This window comes from Mycolicibacter icosiumassiliensis (assembly GCF_900078685.2).
Lineage (GTDB): Bacteria > Actinomycetota > Actinomycetes > Mycobacteriales > Mycobacteriaceae > Mycobacterium > Mycobacterium icosiumassiliensis.
This window is the reverse complement of record NZ_LT546170.1, coordinates 88,342-107,029: the sequence shown is the minus strand read 5'-3', so window position 1 is coordinate 107,029 and position 18,688 is coordinate 88,342. Positions and strand designations below refer to the sequence as shown.

Sequence of the window (18,688 nt, the reverse complement as noted above, 5' to 3'; positions counted from 1 at the left end):
CGAATTCCTTTCAGCTGGCGGGCTTGTCGGCCCCGACGACCCACATCGAGTAGTACTGCGAGCCGCCGCCGTAGGCGTGACCCAGTGCCTTGCGGGCGTTCGGGACCTGGTGGTCGCCGGCCTTGCCCATCACCTGGATAGCCGACTCGGCGAACCGGATCATGCCCGAGGCGCCGATCGGGTTAGACGACAGCACCCCGCCGGAGGCGTTCACCGGCAGCTTGCCGCCGATCGCGGTCTCGCCGGCCTGGGTGAGCTTCCAGCCCTCGCCGGGTGCCGCAAAACCCAAGTTCTCCAGCCACATCGGCTCGAACCAGGAGAACGGCACGTAGATCTCCGCGGCGTCGATCTCGTCGATCGGGCTGGTGATCCCGGCTTCCTTCCACAGCGCGGCCGCGGCGTCCCGGCCGGCCTGCGGATTGACCTGGTCGCGGCCGGAGTAGGCCAACGGCTCGGTGCGCAACGAGGTGGCGTGGACCCAGGCCACCGGCTCACCCGCGTCGATCCGGGCCTGTGCAGCCGTTTCGTCGCCGATCACGATTGCGCAAGCACCGTCCGAAGACGGGCAGGTCTCATCGAAACGGATCGGGTCCCACAGCATTTGGGACGCCATCACCTTCTCCACGGTGATGTCGGGCTGGTGCAAGTGCGCCAGCGGGTTGCGGGCGCCGTTGAGCCGGTCCTTGACCGCGACCATCGCGCCGATGTCATTCGGTGCTCCGGAACGGCGGATGTAGGCGCGCACGTGCGGCGCGAAGTAGCCGCCGGCGCCGGCGCCGACCGGCTTGGTGAACGGCACCGGGATGCTCAGCGCCCACATGGCGTTGGACTCCGACTGCTTCTCCCAGGACATCGCCAGCACCCGCCGGAACTTGCCGGACTTGACCAGGCTGGCCGCCACCACCGCGGTCGACCCGCCCACCGAACCGGCGGTGTGCACCCGGATCAGCGGCTTGCCAGTCGCGCCCACGGCGTCGGCCATGAACAACTCGGGCATCATCACGCCCTCGAAGAAGTCCGGCGCCTTACCGACCACCACCGCGTCGATGTCGTTGAACGTCGAGCCCGAGTCGGCCAGCGCGCGGTCGATGGCCTCACGCACCAGGCCGTTCATCGAGACGTCCTGGCGCTTGGCGACGTACTTGGTCTGCCCGGTGCCCAGCACCGCAGCGAGTTGGCCCATCAGTTGCGTCCTTCCATCACCGCGACCAGGTTCTGTTGCAGGGCAGGCCCGCTGGTGGCGTGGGCCAATACCCGGCCCGCCGAACCGTTAAAGATGTGCTGCGCGGCGAAGCCGATGCGCTCCAGCCCGGCGACGAACATCGGGTTGGCCGCCAGGGCTCCGCCGGACGGGTTCACCTTCGTCTTCGACGGCAACCGCATCGCCTCGGTCAGGATCAGCTGCTGATGGGTGAACGGCGCGTGGATCTCGGCGACGTCCACCGCAGGCATGTCATCGCCGGTGGCGGCACGCGTCGAAGCGGTGGTCGACGGCGACCGGGTCAGGTCCCGGCTGCCCAGCACCGGAGACTCGATGCGGTGCTCGAAACCGGTGATCCAGGCCGGGTTTTCGCACAGTTCACGGGCCTTGTCGCCCGCGGCCAGGACGATCGCGGCGGCGCCGTCGGTGATCGGTGCGATGTCGTGCCGGCGCAGCGGGTCGGCGAAGAACGGACGCTCCAGCAGATCGTCGAGGTTGGCCGATGGCTCCACCGAATCCACCCGGTCGGCGACCGCGAACGAATCCATTGCGACCCGCGCCATCTGCTCGGCGGTCCATTGGCCGCCGTCCAGTCCGAGCCGGGCCTGCAGTGCTGCGATCGAGACCGCGTCCGGCCACAGCGGAGCGACGGTATAGGGGTCGGTCTGCAAGGCGAGGACCCGGCGCAGCTGGCCGGCCGAGGACTTGCCGAAACCGTAGGCCAGTGCGGTGTCGACCTCGCCGGTCAACACCTTGATGTAGGCCTCATACAGCGCCCACGCGCCGTCCATCTCTACATGGGACTCGTTGATCGGCGGAACCGCGCCGATCGAGTCGATCGCCGAGATGAACGAGAAAGCCCGTCCGGCAAGGTAGTCCGAGGAACCCGAGCACCAGAAGCCGATGTCGGTCTGGGCGATACCCAGGTCGGAGTACAACTGAGCGAAACACGGCATCAACATCTCGACGCCGTTGGTGGTGCCGTCGGTGCGGCGAACGTGCGGGGCGTGGGCAAAGCCCACCACCGCGACATCGCGTTGCGTCATGCTGCCCCTCACAGGTGGTGCTTGTAGGTGTCGTAGTCGGCGTCCGGTTCGCCGGTGGGCCGGAAGTATTCGATGTTGTCGATGCCCAGGCCCCACTCCTCGCGGGGCTTCCACACCGCCTGGACGCGCATGCCCATCCGCACCTCGTGGGCATCGATCTCAGATACCAAGTGCAGGAAGGGAATATCGGCGCCGTCGAGCAGCACATAGGCGGCCACGTACGGCGGTTTGATGCGCTGTCCGGCGAACGGGATGTTGATGATGGCGAACGTCGTCACGGTGCCGGTGTCGGGCAACTCGACGAAGTTGTCCAGTGGCAGGCCGGTGGCCGGGTCGGCTTCCTTGGGCGGGAAGTACAGCTTGCCCTCGGTGCCGGTGCGGGCCCCCAGCAGTTTGCCCTCCTGCAGGGCGCGCAGATACGCGCTTTCGGGGAGCGATGCGGTGTGCTGGATCTCCAGGCTGGACGGGATCACCACCATGGTCACCGGATCGCGCTCGTCGGGGGCGTCGGCCGCCGGCTCGGCGTCCTCACCGATCGCGAAGTAGGCGATGTCGGTGATCGCGCCGACGGTCTCGTCGGCCCAGTGTGCGTGCACCCGGGTGCCGACGCTGATGTCCTGGGGGCTTTCGGCCGCCACCGCATGCAGCAAGGGCACGTCGGCGCCGTCGAGCTTGATCAGCGCCCAGGCGAACGGCTTGTCCAGCGGCTGCCCTTCCAGCGGGGCCGGCTGCCAGGACCACGACACCACGGTGCCGACACTGCCCACCGGTACGATCTCGGTGAGCGGTTCGTAGCTGACCGGGTCGTACTCGGCCGGCGGCACGTACACCCGACCGTCGGCGCCGCGTACGCCGACGATGCGGCGCTCACGCAGAGCGGTGAAGAACGCGCCTAGAACGGGGCCGACTGAACGTGTGTAGTCGAAGGACAACTTCAGCGGCGCAGAGAGGGGCGGCTCATGCTCGTCGATCTGCGCGCGGGTGCTTTGGCTGGCAGTCACGGCATCGAGTAGAACAGGTTCTAACAATGGTGGCAAGCAGGCGAGCGAGGAGCCAAGGATGAAGCTGGGACTGCAACTCGGATATTGGGGCGCGCAGCCGCCGACCAACCACGCCGAACTGGTCGCGGCGGCCGAGGACGCCGGCTTCGACTCGGTGTTCACCGCCGAGGCGTGGGGCTCCGACGCCTACACGCCGCTGGCCTGGTGGGGCTCGTCGACGTCACGGGTTCGGTTGGGCACCTCGGTGGTTCAGCTGTCGGCACGCACCCCGACCGCCTGCGCGATGGCCGCCTTGACGTTGGACCACCTCTCCGGTGGCCGCCACATCCTGGGCCTGGGCGTGTCCGGGCCGCAGGTGGTGGAGGGCTGGTACGGCCAGCGCTTCGGCAAGCCGCTGGCCCGCACCCGCGAGTACATCGACATCCTGCGCCAGGTGTGGGCCCGCGAGGCCCCGGTGACCAGCGCCGGCCCGCACTACCCGCTGCCGATCAGCGGTGAGGGCAGCACCGGACTGGGCAAGGCGCTCAAGCCGATCACCCACCCGCGCCGTGCCGACATCCCGGTGATGCTCGGCGCCGAAGGCCCGAAGAACATCGCGCTGGCCGCCGAGATCGCCGACGGCTGGCTGCCGATCTTCTACGCCCCGCGACTGGCCGACATGTACAACGAATGGCTCGACGAGGGCTTCGCCCGGCCCGGGGCGCGGCGTACCCGCGAAGACTTCGAGATCTGCGCGACCGCCAACATCGTCATCACCGAAGACCGCGCCGCGGCGTTCGCGGCGATGAAGCCCTACCTGGCGCTCTACATGGGCGGCATGGGTTCGGAGGACACCAACTTCCACGCCGAGGTCTACCGCCGGATGGGCTACGGCGAGGTCGTCGACGACGTCACCAAGTTGTTCCGCAGCGGCCAAAAGGACAAAGCCGGCGAGATCATCCCCGACGAGCTCGTGGACGACGCCGCGATCGTCGGCGACGTCGACTACGTCCGTAAGCAGATCAAGGTGTGGGAGGCCGCCGGCGTCACCATGATGGTGGTCACCGGACGCAGCGCCGAGCAGATCCAGCAGCTGGCCTCGCTGGTTTAGTTCGGTTCGGCGCGCGGCGCTGGTCCCACCTTGCGGGCAGACTAGAACGCGTTCTAGATTGGCCGAATGAGCGAAGCCGGCCTGTGGAACATTGCCCGTGACACCCCCGACGCCGTCGCCGTGGTCGACGTCCACGGTGGTCAGCTGACCTACGGGGAGCTGGCCGCCCGCGCGGACCGCTACGGCCGCGGCCTGCAGGCGATGGGCCTGGAGCCCGGTGACGTGCTGGTGATGGTGCTGCCGAACATCGTCGACACGCTCGCGGTGTACTTCGCCGCCATGCAGACCGGGCTCTACATCGTGGCCATCAACTGGCACCTGACCGGTCCGGAGATCGGCTACATCCTCGCCGACAGCGGCGCCAAAGTTGTTGTCGCCCACGAGCGGTTCGCCGAGGCAGCCAAAATCGCCGCGGACGAGGCCGGCCTGCCCGCCGCGGGGCGCTTTGGAGTGGGCGACCTGACTAAAATGGCGGGGTTCGCCCCGCTGTCCACGTTGGGCGCCGACGAGCCGGCGACCCGGCCCGACGTGCGCACCATGGGCGCCGCGATGCTCTACACCTCAGGTACCACCGGCAAGCCCAAGGGCGTCAAGCGTCCGCTGACCGGCGCCGACCCCGATGCGGTTCCGGTTGCCTCGGCCGGCTTCTTCGCGCTCTATGACCTGATGCCGTTCGACAACCACGTACACATCTGTGGCTCGCCGCTGTATCACACTGCGGTGCTGAACTTTTCGTCGATCTCCATCCAGCTGGGCCACAAGGTGGTGTTGATGGACAAGTGGGACCCCGAAGAGATGCTGGCGCTGATTGACCAGCACAAGGTCACCCACAGCCACATGGTGCCCACCCAATTCCGTCGGCTGTTGGCGCTGCCCGCCGAGGTGCGTGCCCGCTACGACATGTCCTCGCTGCGCAACATGATTCACGGCGCGGCGCCGTGCCCGCCCGAGGTCAAGCGCCAGATGTTGGACTGGTGGGGCCCGGTGATCACCGAGTACTACGCCGCCACCGAGGGCGGCGGCACCAAGATCAGCGGCGCCGAGTGGCTGACCCACCCGGGTTCGGTGGGCAAGGCCTGGCCGTATTCGGTGGTCAAGGTGCTCGATGACGACGGCAACGAGCTGCCGTCCGGTGAGGTCGGCACCGTCTACATGCAGATGGGCGGCTCTACCTTCGCCTACCACAATGACCAGAAGAAGACCGAGGAAAACCGTGCCGGTGACCTGTTCACCGTTGGTGACGTCGGCTACCTGGACGAGGACGGCTACCTGTATCTGCAGGACCGCAAGACCAACATGATCATCTCCGGCGGGGTCAACGTCTACCCGGCCGAGATCGAGAACGAGCTGATCATCCACCCGAAGGTGCTCGACGTCGCGGTGTTCGGGGTGCCGGACGAGGAGTGGGGTGAGGCGATCAAGGCCGTCGTGCAGACCGCCGAGGGCGTGACCGGTGACGACGCGCTGACCGCCGAGCTGATGGAGTACGCGGCGGCACGGTTGGCGAAGTTCAAGCTGCCCCGCTCGATTGACTACATCGCCGAGATGCCGCGCGACCCCAACGGCAAGCTGTACAAGCGCAAGCTGCGTGACCCGTACTGGGAGGGGCGGGACGCCAAGATCTAGGCGGTGGCCCGGGCGCCGCTGGCCGAGGCGGTCGCCTTTATCGCAGAAGCTCTGCTCTGCCCATCTGTTCGATCTCGGCAACAGATTTCGACAGCACATGACTGAAGATGGTGCTGTAAGGCTGTCCTAGAATCGCACTCCCGGCAGGCGATTTGATCTCTGTTTTCCATTGGTTTTCGGTCGGCGCTACCGTGACCTCACTGCTGAACCCCATCTTGTACACCCCGGCGCCCAGTGCTCCGGAGGCAAGCCTGGGGCACGCCGTGGATATCCAACGCGATATCAGGTACTCCTCCGCGAGGTCAAACGTCGAAAACTTGGCTACTCCGGGTGACCGCTGTCGGCGGTCATTAACGGTATCGATCAACTACCAGCGGCCGTCCTGGTACACATGCACCCAATAGCCATCGGACGTGAAACAAGAACTCACAATCGTCGCAGGTTGCCGACACTGCCACGTCAGCGAGGGCTGCCCTTGGTGCCCATTCAATCCACGTTGCCGTGAGGCGCGCAAAGTCGGTCATTCGTTTTCCTTTAGGGCGGTCCGAACAGCTCCGTGGCCTTCATTTCTTCCAAACCAATTAGGACTTTGCAAGAAGTTTCTACGCGTGCATCAACGAACAGTGCTTCCACTCGGTCCATATTGTGGCTCAGCCAAGTTGCAAGCTCATCAGTGAGTAGCGTGCTGCGCTCTTCCGCGCCGTCCAGATATTGTCGAATCGTCGTGAGTCTAAACCAATTTTCTGCGGTATCCAGGCGGGTTGGGGCAACCGCTACGTAGATCTGTCCTCTATCATTAATTATTTGCCAGCTGGTTGTATCGCCAGTCATCCGTAACGACGCATTCTCGGCAGGAGAGCCGGTGGTCATGGAGTTGGTGATTCGGTATTTTGGATCCAGATACAGCACTTGAAGATGCTTTAGGAATAATTCGAGCAACCGCGTCATTTTACCCGCTCCCTAGGCCTGGTGGAATCAAAGTATTACCGCTGCGCACATATCCTTGGGATTCGAGATACCTGATCTCGGCGCCAGTGTAGCTGTCTTGCCGGATCATGCGAAATGGGACTGACAACGTAATTCTATCGCGATTGGCGATCGCGACATCAAGTACGTGCTGGTTTGCGGCGAGTCGTTCCGTTTCGGTCGCTGCGTTCCATGCTTGCTGCCCGATGTCGAAGTAGCTGGCGCCGTGTGCCCGCGCGACGTCAATGTAGGACGGGCCGCTTGTGGGCTGAAACGGTCCGAGGACGGTTTCGCCGCTGTCGGTGAGGTGCTGTTCGGACAAGATCCGAAGCTCCGGGCTCATGTGATCGAGCGGGTTTTCTAATGTGAACGCCGGCCACGATGACATCGGTTCGGACGGAAGTGGACGAGGAAGGTGCGGACCGGCGTCCGGCAGCGGGTGTTCGTGGATGGGCGGTGGGCTGTGTTCGGCGGTCGCGGCGGGCGGAATGTGATCGCCACTGGTGGTGACCGGGGCGTGCACGCCGGGGTGGTGGATAGCGAGATCGTCGGCGGCGGCCTGCGCGCGGATTTCGGCCTGAGTGATCGCGCGCGGCAGCACATTGTCGGCGCTCAGGCCGGCAGCGGTACCGCCGCTGGTCTCGAGGGCTTCGTGGGCGAACAGGGACCGCATGCCTTGCCAGCCGGCTTCGACGCCGGCCTTGCCGGCGGTGACGGCGGGCCCGGCGCCCACCGCGGTGAAGATGACGTTCTGCAGCAGCGCGTCATCGGGGGTGACGCGGCCCGGGTCGAGAAACCGGGAGGCGACCAGCTTGCCGTCCTGATAGGTGAAGTAGGCGCCACTGCCGCTGGCGGTGCCCTGGTCATAGATCTCGCCGGTGCCGTTCTTGAGAGTGCCGGTTACGGCCATCTTTTGGCCCTCGAGGGTGTAGGCGAATGACACGGAGCCGTCGGGACCCAGGTGCACCGAGGCGGGGTCAATGGTCGAGTAGTCGGGGATCTTGCCCAGGTCATCGAGGGCATCGGCGAGTTTCTTCTTCAATGCCGGCAGCCGCGTCATCGCCTCTTGGGCTGCGTCGCTGCCGGCGCCCTGCTGGTAAGCCTTGGCCGTGGCGTCGTCGAGGGCTTTTTGGGCGGCCCGCACCCGCGCCATTGCATCGAGCACCGCCTGATCGTTGGCACGCAACAGCTCCTCGAACGCGGACTGCTCGCCCGGCGCGCTCGGAGCGGGACGGAGGGGGCCACCCAGCGGTGCCCGGTCGTAGCCGTGGGAGAGCAGCTTGGTTGTCGAAACCTGAAGTATTCCGGCGTAGTCGTCGCGGAGCTTTTCGATCTGATGCAAGATGCCGGCGGCATCGTCGATCGCGACCTGTTCCAACTCGGCGGTATCCAGGTGTGCCTGCTGGTACATGCCGATGCGGTTGTCGATGTCTTGAAGCTGGATCTCCAGCGCGTTGATCTTCGCGGCCGCCGACTTCTGGGCCTCGGCCAGCGCGGCGGCGATCATTTCCAGATCGGTGCCGATCGCGGTGAGCTGGGTTTGCTGCAGGTGCAAGGTGTCGGTCGCGCGTTGCACTTCCACTGAGTCGTTGATCGGGTGCTCGCCGTTCTCCCGGTTCCAGGCCGCTTGGAAGCGTTGGCGGGCTTGGGCGAACGCCGCGCTGGACGCGGCGGTACACGCGCCGGCGTTATGGAAGGCCTGCGCGAGCTCGTCGACAGCGGCCGGGTTACCGCTTCGCAGGGTGTTGTTGACCTGCCACGGGTCGCCGCCCGCGGCATCGATGAGCAGCGGCAGGCTTATGTAGCGGAGTTGCACCGCACTGCACGAAGTTTGGCCGCGTTGTGCTGATCCACACCGATAAATGCCCGCCGGGCGTGGTGTGCCTTGTCCGCGACCTCGGCCAAGACCCGCCGTTGATCGTTGAGGGTTGTGACGTGGTCGCTATGGCGGGACCAAAAGTGCCGAAGATTCCCGCCGCCACAGCAGTCTGATCCAACGACGCCGCGCCCGCCTGGGCGTGGTCCGCAGCGCTGTCGGAATGGATTGCCCCGTCCTTCAGCATTGCCGGGTCGACGAACATCGTGACTCCTCTATTGCGTCAGCTGTGAATCACACGTTGACAGCCGGTCGTGCGGGCGTCAATTCACCGAGGAGAATGGCCGAGGTTCGCGGATTAGCCCCGGCGTGTCATCTGCGACGACACCGGTGCTCGCAGCAAAGGCAAGCTGCGTTAGCTCCCGATCACCTGCGCGTCGCCGAAGGTCATCTCAACGTGGCCCACGGTGGACGACATCATCGGCCGCTTGGGCAGGCCCAGCGCGGCCAGCTCGCGGGCGTACGGGTGGGTGCCCAGCCGCAGCGTGGTACCACCCAGCGACCCGCGCACCTTCGAAATCCGCATCTCCCAAGGTACTTGGCGGGTAACGCCGTCGAGGTGACTGAATGCCTGCAGCACCCGCGGCCGGGAGGTGAGCAGTCCCGGAACCGGCAACCCGCGACCGAATTCCATAGTGGCGATGTGCTGGCCGTCCGCGGCAACGTCGAAACCCAACTGCCTGCCGTCGCGAACGGTGAAGTCCGCCATGATCTTCGGGAACCCCCAGATGGTCCGTCCGGCTTCCAGGGTGAACTCCTGGTCGACTGGTAGGTGGTGGATGAACGCGCCGGCGGAGCCCAGGGCACGCCACCCGCGCGCCGCACTGCCCGGCGGGTTGACCATCACCGCGGTGCCGAATTCCAGGTAGCGGCCGAGGTCACCGTCGATATAGCGGGCCAGCATCAAATTGACCACGGCGCGTCCCGGCTGCTGCTGGAAGACCTGCAGGCCGCTGTAGTCGATCATCGCCTGCGCGGCGTCCGCGGGCACCGAAAACATTGCGGAATGCACATCCGCATGACGGATGCGGACGGGCATGGTAAGCACAGTGCCAGCGATGGTGTGCTGTGAAAGAGCCATGACTCCCACTGTAATCCGGAGGAAGCCGATGACCGAGGTAATGGCCGATGCCAAGCCGGCAACCAAGCCGGACGTCGATCTGACCGACGGCACGTTCTATGCCGACGGGGGAGCCCGTGCCGCCTACGGCTGGATGCGGGCCAACGAGCCGGTGTTCCGGGACCGCAACGGGCTGGCCGCGGCGTCGACCTACCAGGCGGTGATCGAGGCCGAGCGAACACCCGAGATCTTCTCCAACGCCGGCGGCATTCGTCCCGACCAACCGGGCTTCCCGTACATGATCGACATGGACGACCCGGAGCACCTGGTGCGTCGCAAACTGGTCAACGCCGGCTTCACCCGCAAGCGGGTGCATGCCCAGTTGCCGTCCATCGAGACGTTGTGCGACACCCTCATCGATGCGGTCTGCGAACGCGGCGAATGCGATTTCGTCCGCGACATCGCCGCCCCGCTGCCGATGGCGGTGATCGGTGACATGCTCGGGGTACTGCCCGAAGAACGATCGATGCTGCTGAGGTGGTCCGACGACCTGGTAGCTGGGCTGAGCTCACACCTGGACCCGGAATCGGCGACGGCTCAGGCGGTCATGGCGGCGTTCGCCGGCTGGACCGAATTCACCAGGGACATCATCACGAAGCGTCGGGCCGAGCCCACCGATGACCTGTTCTCGGTGCTGGTCAACGCCGAAGTGGACGGCGCACAGATGACCGACGACGAGATCATCTTCGAGACGCTGTTGATCCTGATCGGCGGTGACGAGACCACCCGGCACACCTTGTCCGGCGGCACCGCGCAGCTGCTTCGCCACCGCGATCAGTGGGAGTTGTTGCAGCGTGAACCCGATCGGTTGCCGGTGGCGATCGAGGAGATGTTGCGGTGGACCTCGCCGGTGAAGAACATGTGCCGCACCCTGACCCGCGACACCGAGTTCCACGGCACGGCGCTGCGCGAGGGCGAGAAGATGCTGCTGCTGTTCGAGTCGGCCAACTTCGACGAGTCGGTGTTCGCAGAGCCGGAACACTTCGACGTCACCCGAGACCCCAACAGTCACGTGGCATTTGGCTTCGGCACGCATTTCTGTCTGGGCAACCAGCTGGCCCGGTTGGAATTGCGGCTGATGACGCAGCGGATTCTGCAACGGCTGCCCGATCTGCGGCTGGCCACCGATGACGTGTTGCCGCTGCGCCCGGCGAACTTCGTCAGTGGCCTCGAGTCGATGCCGGTGGTGTTCACCCCGACGGCTCCGGTGCTCGCGTAGTCGTCTCGCCGAGCGTGTAATCAGCCCGAAAGAATCGCCGGATTCCCGGTCTCAGTACACGTTCGGCGAGCCCGGGCGTCCGCTACTCGGCTGATGATGCCGGCTTCGGTGTCTTCGCGGGTGATCCGCAGGTCGATCCAGCCAAGACCGGTGACCGTCTCGTGGCGCCGGATGTCCTTGTTGAATTGCCGTGTGCTCGTGCGATGGTGATCGCCCTCGTAGTCGAGTCCGACTTTGATGCCCTCCCAACCCATGTCGAGCACCGCGACGAGTAGGCCGTACTCGTCGTAGACCGGAATCTGGGTCTGTGGCGGTGGGAACCCGGCGCGGATCAACAACAACCGTAGCCGAGATTCTCGCGGCGACTCGGCGCCGGCGTCGACGAGGGGCAGCGCGATGCGGGCTTGGCGGATACCGCGACGACCTGGATAACGCTCGGCAAGCGACTCGACATCGGTGATCTTGAGGCGAGTTGCACGAGCCAGCGAGTCGATGGTCGCCACGGCCTTCCCGGTCGGGTAGCGGCAGGCAAGGTCTAATGCGGTGCGCGCGGGCGTGGTGACCCGCATGCCTGCGATCAGCTGAACTTCGTCGTCCGCGACCCGGTCCGACCAGGTCCGCACGCCGCGGGGAGGGCGGCGACACTCGTAGAGCAACTCGGCGGGTGCGCGATCGTCCACCCATTTCGCGCCGTGTAGGGCGGCGGCGGACTGGCCGGCGACGACTCCGCGCCGCCTGGACCACAGCCACGCGGCCTTGGCCCGCAGCACCGCGGTTGGCCGGGTTCCCTTCGCTACGTAGACGTCCGGGTGCACGGCAACGAAGCGACTGCGCAACGCATACGGCGTCAGCCGCCCATTGGCGACGGCTTCGCTGCCGATGAAGGGCGCTTCCATGCCGGGAGTCTGCCAATGGGCACCGACACCTACGCCGAACGTGCGCTGGTTGCGAAAATCGCGCCGCAGATTCGCAGTGGTTACACGTTCGGCGCGGGGACCCGCAAAGACTCGACAATAGCGGCAGTCGGGGACCGCCACTCCAGGCCCAGATCGGCGAGGGTGGCCGAGTCGTCGGTCGGAGTCGCCGAAGTCAGCAGCCAGGCCGCCTCGTAGCTCAGTGACTCCGGCAGCGGCAGCAGCTTGCTGGCCAGGTCGCTGACCCGGCCGATGCCCTTGAAAACGCTGGGGGCGATACGGATTCGGCGCACCGGGGCGCCCAGCCCCTGCTCCACCGCCGCGATCATCTCGTCGAAGCTGACCATGATTCCGCCGCACAGATAGCGGTGCGGGCCGCGGCCGGGCCGCATCAGCGCCTCGTGCACCCGGCCGATGTCCCGGACGTCGACCATCGCCATGCCGCCGCGCACCACTGGAGCCACCCGATACTTCACGATCGGCGCCCAGCCTCGTTCGGTGACGCCTGGCGCGGTGTGAAACGCCGGGCCGACCACGCTGGAGGGATAGGTGACCACCACCGGAGCGCCCTCGTCCTGCAGCCGGCGGGCCACCCGCTCGCCGTAGGCCTTGGTGCGCGCGTACGCCCCGCGCCCCGGCACCGTGGGCGAGTCCGGGCCGATGATCCCGTTCGGCGGCGGGAACAGCGCACTGTAGGAACTGACCGACACCACTGGGTCCAGGCCGGCGGCCACGGCCCGGGTCACGATCGCTTCGGTGGCGTAGGCGTTGATGTCCCACATCAACTTTTCCTGGCGATCGTTGGTGCCGACCACCCCGGCGGCGTGCAGCACTGAGTCGCAGCCGTCCAACAGCGCAGCCACCACCGCGGTGTCGCGGATGTCGCCGTCGAGCACCTCCAGTGCGCCCAGCTCACGCAACCGGGGGATGACGGGCTCGTCACCGCAGCCCGGAGCGACCAGCAGCCGAACCGAATGCCCGGCTTCCAGCAGTGTCTTGACCGTGTGGGCGCCGAGGTAGCCGGTGCCGCCGGTGACTGCGACCCGCATCAGCGATTCTTGAACTCCGGCTTGCGCTTCTCGGCGAACGCCCGTGGGCCTTCCTTGGCGTCCTCGCTCAGGAACACCTTGATGCCGATCTTGGTGTCGATCTTGAAGGCGTCGTTCTCGTGCAGGCCCTCGGTCTCGTGGATGGTGCGCAGCATCGCCTGCACCGCCAGCGGCCCGTTGTTGTTGATCTGCTCGGCGATCTCCAGGGCCTTGGTCAGAGCCTGGCCATCGGCCACCACATGGCCGATCAGGCCCATCTCCAGCGCCTCGGTGGCGGTGATGTGCCGGCCGGTGAACAGCAGGTCACAGGCCATGGTGTAGGGAATCTGGCGCACCAGGCGCACCGCAGAGCCGCCCATCGGGTACAGGCTCCACTTGGCCTCGGAGATCCCGAACTTGGCGCTTTGGCCGGCGATGCGGATGTCGGTGCCCTGCAGGATCTCGGTGCCGCCGGCGATGGCCGGGCCTTCCACCGCGGCGATCAACGGCTTGGTGAGCCGGCGACCCTTGAGCAGGCCGTCGATACGTGACGGGTCGTAGCTGCCGTCCTTGAAGGAGTCGCCGGGTGCCTTCTTGTTGGCGGCCTTGAGGTCCATGCCCGCGCAGAAATAACCACCGGCACCGGTCAGGATGCACGAGCGGATCTCGTCGTCGTTGTCCACCCGGTCCCAGGCCTCGACCATGATCGCCAGCATTTCGCCGGAAAGTGCGTTGCGAGCCTCTGGCCGGTTCAAGGTGACGATCAGCGTGTGTCCGCGCTGCTCAACGAGGGCGTGGGGCTGTTCTGACGACTCGCTCACCGGCGTCCGCCTTTCCGGGTTGGAATCTCGACTTGAAATCGAAATGTAACACGTTCTAGTTTGTGTGTTGTGGCTCTCAACATCGCCGACTTAGCCGAACACGCCATCGACGCCGTACCGGATCGGGTTGCCCTGATCTGTGGGCCTGATCAGCTGACCTACGGGCAGCTGGAGGAGAAGGCCAACCGGCTGGCTCATTACCTGATCAGTCAGGGCGTCAAGAAGGACGACAAGGTCGGCCTGTACTGCCGCAATCGCAACGAGATCGTCGTGGCGATGCTCGGCATCATCAAGGCCGGCGCCATCCTGGTGAACGTCAACTTCCGCTACGTCGAGGGCGAACTGCGCTATCTGTTCGACAACTCGGACATGGTTGCGGTGGTGCACGAGCGTCAGTACGCCGACCGAGTGGCCAACGTGCTGCCCGACACCCCGCACGTGAAGACCATCCTGGTGGTCGAGGACGGCAGCGATCTGGACTACCAGCGCTACGGCGGAGTGGAATTCGAGGCCGCCCTGGCGCAGAGCTCGCCCGAGCGGGACTTCGGGCCGCGCAGCGCCGACGACATCTACCTGCTCTACACCGGCGGCACCACCGGGTTCCCCAAGGGCGTGATGTGGCGTCACGAGGACATCTACCGGGTGCTGTTCGGCGGTACCGACTTCGCCACCGGCGAACCGATCGCCGACGAGTACGACCTGGCCAAGCTGGCTGTCGCCAACCCGCCGATGGTCCGCCACCCGATCCCGCCGATGATCCACGGCGCCACCCAGTCGGCGACCTGGATGTCGCTGTTCAGCGGCCAGACCGTCGTGCTGGCACCGGAATTCGACGCCGACGCGGTGTGGCGCACGATCCACGACCACAAGGTCAACCTGCTGTTCTTCACCGGTGACGCGATGGCGCGCCCGCTGCTGGATGCACTGTTGGCTCATCAGGACGCTGGAAACGAGTACGACCTGTCGTCGCTGTTCCTGCTGGCCTCCACCGCGGCGCTGTTCAGCCCGAGCATCAAGGAGAAGCTGCTGGAGCTGCTGCCCAACCGGATCATCACCGACTCCATCGGGTCGAGTGAGACCGGGTTCGGCGGCACCAGCATCGTCGCCAAGGGCGAGGAGCACACCGGCGGGCCGCGGGTCACCATCGACAAGACCACGGTGGTGCTCGACGAGGACGGCAACGAGGTCCAGCCCGGCTCGGGCGTGCGGGGCATCATCGCCAAGCGCGGCCACATCCCGGTCGGCTACTACAAGGACGAGAAGAAGACCGCCGAGACGTTCCGCACCATCAACGGCGTGCGTTACGCGATCCCCGGCGACTTCGCGCAGGTTGAGGCCGACGGCAGCGTCACGATGCTGGGCCGCGGCTCGGTGTCGATCAACTCCGGTGGGGAGAAGATCTACCCCGAGGAGGTCGAGGCCGCCCTCAAGACCCACCCCGACGTCTTCGACGCGCTGGTGGTCGGCGTGCCCGACGCGCGCTACGGCCAGCACGTGGCCGCGGTGGTGCAGGCGCGCGGCGACGCCCGGCCTTCGCTGGACGAGATCAACGCCTGCGCTCGTACCGAGATCGCCGGCTACAAGGTGCCCCGCAGCCTGTGGTTCGTCGACGAGGTCAAGCGTTCCCCGGCCGGCAAACCCGACTACCGCTGGGCCAAGGAGCAGACCGAGGCTCGCCCCGCCGATGAGGTGCACGCCAAGCATGTTGCGGCCGAGAGCTAGATTCGCCGGATCTTTTGCCGGTGAGCCGCTCCCAGCGAACCGGTGTCCGGGCTAGTCTCTTTCGATGCAGCGACTTTCGGGCGTCGACGCGGCGTTCTGGTCCGCCGAAACGGCGGGCTGGCACATGCACATCGGTGGGTTGGCGATCTGCGACACCACCAATGCGCCGAACTACAGCTTCGAGCGAGTTCGCCAGCTCCTGATCGAGCGATTACCGCAACTGCCGCAGCTGCGCTGGCGGGTCAGCCCATCCCCAATGGGGCTGGACCGACCGTGGTTCGTCGAGGACGAGCATCTCGACATCGACTTCCACCTGCGGCGCATCGGTGTTCCCTCCCCGGGCGGGCGGCGCGAGGTCGAAGAGCTCGTGGGCCGGCTGATGTCCTACAAGCTGGACCGCTCCCGCCCGTTGTGGGAGATGTGGGTCATCGAAGGTGTCAACGGCGGCCGGGTCGCGACGCTGACCAAGATGCATCACGCGATCGTCGACGGCGTCTCTGGCGCAGGACTGTTCGAGATCATGCTGGACATCACGCCCGAGCCGCGGCCACCACTACCGGAGGCGATCGCGTCATCGAACGGGGCGACGATGCCCAGCTACGAGCGCCGGATCGTCGAGGAATTGGTCAACGTCGCGGTGAAGACGCCGTACCGCATCGGCCGACTCCTGCAGCAGACCGTTCGCCAGCAGATCGCCACTGTGGGACTGGGACTGCCGCGCAAACCACCGCGCTACTTCGACGCCCCGGTAACCCGGTTCAACGCCAGCGTGTCGCCGCACCGGCGGATCAGCGCCGCGCGCGTCGAGCTGGCCCGGATTAAGGCCGTCAAGGACGCCTACGGGGTGAAGCTCAACGACGTCGTACTCGCTATGGTCGCCGGCGCGGTTCGCGAGTACCTGGGCGAGCGGGGGGAGCTGCCGGACAAGCCGCTCGTCGCCCAGATCCCGGTGTCGACCCGGACCGACGAGAGCCAGGGCGAGGTCGGCAACAAGGTCAGCTCGATGACGGTGTCGATGGCGACCGACATCGAGGGAGCAGCTCAGCGGCTCAAGACGATTCACGCCAGCACCCAGAGCGCTAAGCAGATGGCCAAGGCGCTGTCGGCGCACCAGATCATGGGACTGACCGACACCACCCCGCCCGGCCTGCTGCAGCTCGCCGCCCGTGCCTACACCGCGACCGGGCTGTCGAATCGGCTGGCCCCGATCAACCTTGTCGTCTCCAACGTGCCGGGCCCGCCGATTCCGATCTACATGGCCGGGGCGGAACTGGAGTCACTGGTGCCGCTCGGCCCGCCGGTCATGGACGTGGCGCTGAATATCACCTGCTTCTCCTACCGTGACCACCTCGACTTCGGGTTCGTGACCACACCGGAGGTCGCCGAGGACATTCACAAGATGGCCGACGCGATCGAGCCGGCGTTGGCCGAGTTGGAGCGCGATATCGACCGGGGGAAGAACCGGACCGGCCGGCGCTGAGCGCTACCGGCCGGGCAGCGCCTGCACCGCGCGGATCATCGGGGTCAGCAGCTTCTGCCACACCGGGCCGGAGATCCCCAGCGGCGGGTCCAGATTCAGAACCCGAGCGGTGGAAACCGTCTGTGACTCGGTGTACTTGAGAATCCCGTCGGCGCCATGGCGACGGCCCACGCCGGAGGCCTTCATGCCACCCATCGGGGCGGCGACGCTGCCGAAGGCCAGCGCGTAACCCTCGTCGACATTGACTGTGCCGGACTTGATCCGCGCGGCGATCGCCTCACCCTGGGACTTGCTGGCGGCCCACACGCTGGCGTTCAAACCGTATTCGGTGTCGTTGGCCTTGGCGATGGCCTCTTCGATGTTGTCAACGGGGTAGATGGAGACCACCGGGCCGAACGTCTCGTTGCGCCCGCACTCCATCTCGTCGGTGACGTCGGTCAGCACCGTCGGCTCGTAGAACAGCGGCCCGATGTCCGGGCGGGCATTTCCGCCGGCGATCACCTTGGCGCCCTTGGCCTTTGCGTCATCGACGTGGTTGGAGATGGTCTTGATCTGGTCTTCGGAGATCAAGCTGCCCATGTCGGCGGTGAAGTCGTAGGCGGCCGAGAGCTTCATGGCGCGCACCTGCTCGGCGAACTTGGCGGCGAACTCGTCGGCGATGTCGCGCTCGACGTAGATCCGCTCGATCGAGATGCACAACTGCCCGGCGTTGGAGAAGCAGGCGCGGGTGGCGGCCTTGGCGACTTCGGACAGGTTGGCGCCCTTGGTGACGATCATCGGGTTCTTGCCGCCCAGTTCGGCGGAGAAGCCGATCAGCCGGGAGCCGCATTGCTCGGCCAGGGTGCGGCCGGTGGCGCTGGAGCCGGTGAACATCAGGTAGTCGCACTGCTGCACGATCGCGGTGCCGACCACCGATCCCGGGCCGGGCACCACCGCGAACAAGTCGCGCGGCAGACCGGCCTGATACAGCAGTTCGGCGTTGGCCAGCGTGCAGTACGGGGTCTGGCTGTCCGGCTTGACCACCACCGCGTTACCCGCCAGCAGTGCGGGGATGGCATCGGAGAGCGACAGCGTCATCGGGTAGTTCCACGGCGCGATCACGCCCACCACGCCCTTGGGGTGGTGGTTGATCACGGTCTTGACGATGCCGGGCAACAGCCCCGGTACCCGCTTGGAGGCCAGCAGCTTGGTGGCCTGGCGCGCGTAGTAGCGCGCGTTGAGCATGATGTCGAGGATCTCCTCCTGGGCCGCCGAACGCGCCTTGCCCGTCTCGGCCTGGCAGACGTCCATCAGGAAGTCCCGGTTGGCGATCACCAGGTCGCGGTAGCGTTCGATGATCGCGCTGCGCTCCTTGACGCTGCGCGCCGCCCAGCTGCGCTGCGCCGCGCGGGCCTTGGCGAATGCCGCGGTCACGTCCTCGGCGTTGCCGACCGGGATGGTGGTCAGCGGCTTACCGGTGAAGACCTCGTCGATGGTCTTCGACTGCCGGGCATCGATGTCGTCGATGGCGGACAGTTGGCGGAGCCGGTCGAAGTCTGCGACGGATGGGGCGGGCATGGGTGATCTCCTACTCGCGGG

At 66.2% G+C, this 18,688-nt stretch carries 15 protein-coding genes and 1 pseudogene; 5 read left to right on the top strand and 11 right to left on the bottom strand.

Annotated features, from left to right (window positions below; genetic code table 11):
* Positions 1–10 precede the first annotated feature (10 nt).
* From BN4346_RS43100 to BN4346_RS43090, 3 genes are read right to left on the bottom strand one after another with little or no spacing between them, the layout of a single operon-like run.
* Positions 11–1,183 carry a thiolase domain-containing protein gene (locus BN4346_RS43100; protein ID WP_067976247.1) on the bottom strand — a complete coding sequence of 391 codons (1,173 nt, stop codon included), beginning with the start codon at positions 1,181–1,183 and terminating at the stop codon, positions 11–13.
* Positions 1,183–2,247: a thiolase domain-containing protein gene (locus BN4346_RS43095; protein WP_067976244.1), complete on the bottom strand. Its 1,065-nt coding sequence runs from the start codon at positions 2,245–2,247 to the stop codon at positions 1,183–1,185. Before BN4346_RS43095 ends, BN4346_RS43100 begins: the two co-directional genes overlap by 1 nt.
* Positions 2,248–2,255: 8 nt before the next feature.
* Positions 2,256–3,248 (bottom strand): Zn-ribbon domain-containing OB-fold protein, encoded by a 993-nt coding sequence (locus tag BN4346_RS43090; protein WP_067976242.1) that lies wholly within the window; start codon positions 3,246–3,248, stop codon positions 2,256–2,258.
* Between the two features lie 58 nt (positions 3,249–3,306).
* On the opposite strand from BN4346_RS43090, the gene BN4346_RS43085 reads away from it, so the two are divergent.
* Both BN4346_RS43085 and BN4346_RS43080 read left to right on the top strand, forming a co-directional pair.
* Entirely contained in the window at positions 3,307–4,338 is a 1,032-nt protein-coding gene (locus BN4346_RS43085) for an LLM class F420-dependent oxidoreductase (RefSeq protein WP_067976240.1), read from the top strand.
* A 66-nt stretch (positions 4,339–4,404) separates the two neighbouring features.
* On the top strand, positions 4,405–5,964 hold the full coding sequence (locus tag BN4346_RS43080) for an acyl-CoA synthetase (RefSeq protein ID WP_067976238.1): 1,560 nt from the start codon (positions 4,405–4,407) through the stop codon (positions 5,962–5,964).
* Positions 5,965–6,498: 534 nt separating this feature from the next.
* Here the strand turns inward: BN4346_RS43080 and BN4346_RS43075 are convergent.
* The 4 genes and pseudogenes from BN4346_RS43075 to BN4346_RS43060 all read right to left on the bottom strand — a co-directional run bounded on the left by BN4346_RS43075 (position 6,499) and on the right by BN4346_RS43060 (position 9,887).
* The gene (locus BN4346_RS43075) at positions 6,499–6,912 is read right to left on the bottom strand and encodes a hypothetical protein (RefSeq protein ID WP_078058812.1); all 414 of its coding nucleotides are present in this window, start codon (positions 6,910–6,912) and stop codon (positions 6,499–6,501) included.
* Between the two features lies 1 nt (position 6,913).
* On the bottom strand, positions 6,914–8,746 hold the full coding sequence (locus BN4346_RS43070) for a putative alpha/beta hydrolase (protein ID WP_067976236.1): 1,833 nt from the start codon (positions 8,744–8,746) through the stop codon (positions 6,914–6,916).
* Positions 8,728–8,993, bottom strand: a pseudogene (locus BN4346_RS43065) (DUF2563 family protein). The gene BN4346_RS43070 and the pseudogene BN4346_RS43065 overlap by 19 nt, the downstream one beginning before the upstream one ends.
* Before the next feature lie 168 nt (positions 8,994–9,161).
* Positions 9,162–9,887 carry an acetoacetate decarboxylase family protein gene (locus BN4346_RS43060; protein WP_096867731.1) on the bottom strand — a complete coding sequence of 242 codons (726 nt, stop codon included), beginning with the start codon at positions 9,885–9,887 and terminating at the stop codon, positions 9,162–9,164.
* Positions 9,888–9,915: 28 nt separating this feature from the next.
* Between BN4346_RS43060 and BN4346_RS43055 the strand changes: the two genes are divergently transcribed.
* Positions 9,916–11,145: a cytochrome P450 gene (locus BN4346_RS43055; protein WP_067976235.1), complete on the top strand. Its 1,230-nt coding sequence runs from the start codon at positions 9,916–9,918 to the stop codon at positions 11,143–11,145.
* Positions 11,146–11,165: 20 nt separating this feature from the next.
* On the opposite strand, the gene BN4346_RS43050 is transcribed toward BN4346_RS43055, so the two are convergent.
* From BN4346_RS43050 to BN4346_RS43040, 3 genes are all read right to left on the bottom strand, one after another.
* A complete protein-coding gene (locus tag BN4346_RS43050) occupies positions 11,166–12,041 on the bottom strand; it encodes a hypothetical protein (protein WP_067976233.1) in 876 nt (291 codons plus the stop codon).
* 80 nt (positions 12,042–12,121) lie between these two features.
* On the bottom strand, positions 12,122–13,108 hold the full coding sequence (locus BN4346_RS43045) for an NAD-dependent epimerase/dehydratase family protein (RefSeq protein ID WP_067976232.1): 987 nt from the start codon (positions 13,106–13,108) through the stop codon (positions 12,122–12,124).
* The gene (locus BN4346_RS43040; RefSeq protein WP_067976225.1) at positions 13,108–13,908 is read right to left on the bottom strand and encodes a crotonase/enoyl-CoA hydratase family protein; all 801 of its coding nucleotides are present in this window, start codon (positions 13,906–13,908) and stop codon (positions 13,108–13,110) included. Before BN4346_RS43040 ends, BN4346_RS43045 begins: the two co-directional genes overlap by 1 nt.
* A 69-nt stretch (positions 13,909–13,977) precedes the next feature.
* Here BN4346_RS43040 and BN4346_RS43035 point away from each other — a divergent pair, with 69 nt between their 5' ends.
* Together BN4346_RS43035 and BN4346_RS43030 are read left to right on the top strand one after the other, a co-directional pair.
* Positions 13,978–15,630, top strand: a complete 1,653-nt coding sequence (locus BN4346_RS43035) for an acyl-CoA synthetase (protein ID WP_067976223.1) — start codon at positions 13,978–13,980, stop codon at positions 15,628–15,630.
* Between the two features lie 64 nt (positions 15,631–15,694).
* A complete protein-coding gene (locus tag BN4346_RS43030) occupies positions 15,695–17,110 on the top strand; it encodes a WS/DGAT/MGAT family O-acyltransferase (protein WP_067976221.1) in 1,416 nt (471 codons plus the stop codon).
* 3 nt (positions 17,111–17,113) lie between these two features.
* Here the strand turns inward: BN4346_RS43030 and BN4346_RS43025 are convergent, their stop codons facing one another.
* Complete coding sequence (locus BN4346_RS43025; RefSeq protein WP_067976218.1) at positions 17,114–18,667, bottom strand: succinic semialdehyde dehydrogenase; 1,554 nt, start codon at positions 18,665–18,667, stop codon at positions 17,114–17,116.
* Between the last annotated feature and the right edge of the window lie 21 nt (positions 18,668–18,688).

Bases quoted from the DNA above. Each gene is read 5' to 3' on its own strand.
- BN4346_RS43025 (WP_067976218.1), bottom strand. From the start codon at position 18,667: ATGCCCGCCCCATCCGTCGCAGACTTCGACCGGCTCCGCCAACTGTCC.
- BN4346_RS43050 (WP_067976233.1), bottom strand. From the start codon at position 12,041: ATGGAAGCGCCCTTCATCGGCAGCGAAGCCGTCGCCAATGGGCGGCTG.
- BN4346_RS43045 (WP_067976232.1), bottom strand. From the start codon at position 13,108: ATGCGGGTCGCAGTCACCGGCGGCACCGGCTACCTCGGCGCCCACACG.
- BN4346_RS43080 (WP_067976238.1), top strand. From the start codon at position 4,405: ATGAGCGAAGCCGGCCTGTGGAACATTGCCCGTGACACCCCCGACGCC.
- BN4346_RS43100 (WP_067976247.1), bottom strand. From the start codon at position 1,183: ATGGGCCAACTCGCTGCGGTGCTGGGCACCGGGCAGACCAAGTACGTC.
- BN4346_RS43055 (WP_067976235.1), top strand. From the start codon at position 9,916: ATGACCGAGGTAATGGCCGATGCCAAGCCGGCAACCAAGCCGGACGTC.
- BN4346_RS43085 (WP_067976240.1), top strand. From the start codon at position 3,307: ATGAAGCTGGGACTGCAACTCGGATATTGGGGCGCGCAGCCGCCGACC.
- BN4346_RS43030 (WP_067976221.1), top strand. From the start codon at position 15,695: ATGCAGCGACTTTCGGGCGTCGACGCGGCGTTCTGGTCCGCCGAAACG.
- BN4346_RS43075 (WP_078058812.1), bottom strand. From the start codon at position 6,912: ATGACGCGGTTGCTCGAATTATTCCTAAAGCATCTTCAAGTGCTGTAT.
- BN4346_RS43060 (WP_096867731.1), bottom strand. From the start codon at position 9,887: ATGGCTCTTTCACAGCACACCATCGCTGGCACTGTGCTTACCATGCCC.
- BN4346_RS43095 (WP_067976244.1), bottom strand. From the start codon at position 2,247: ATGACGCAACGCGATGTCGCGGTGGTGGGCTTTGCCCACGCCCCGCAC.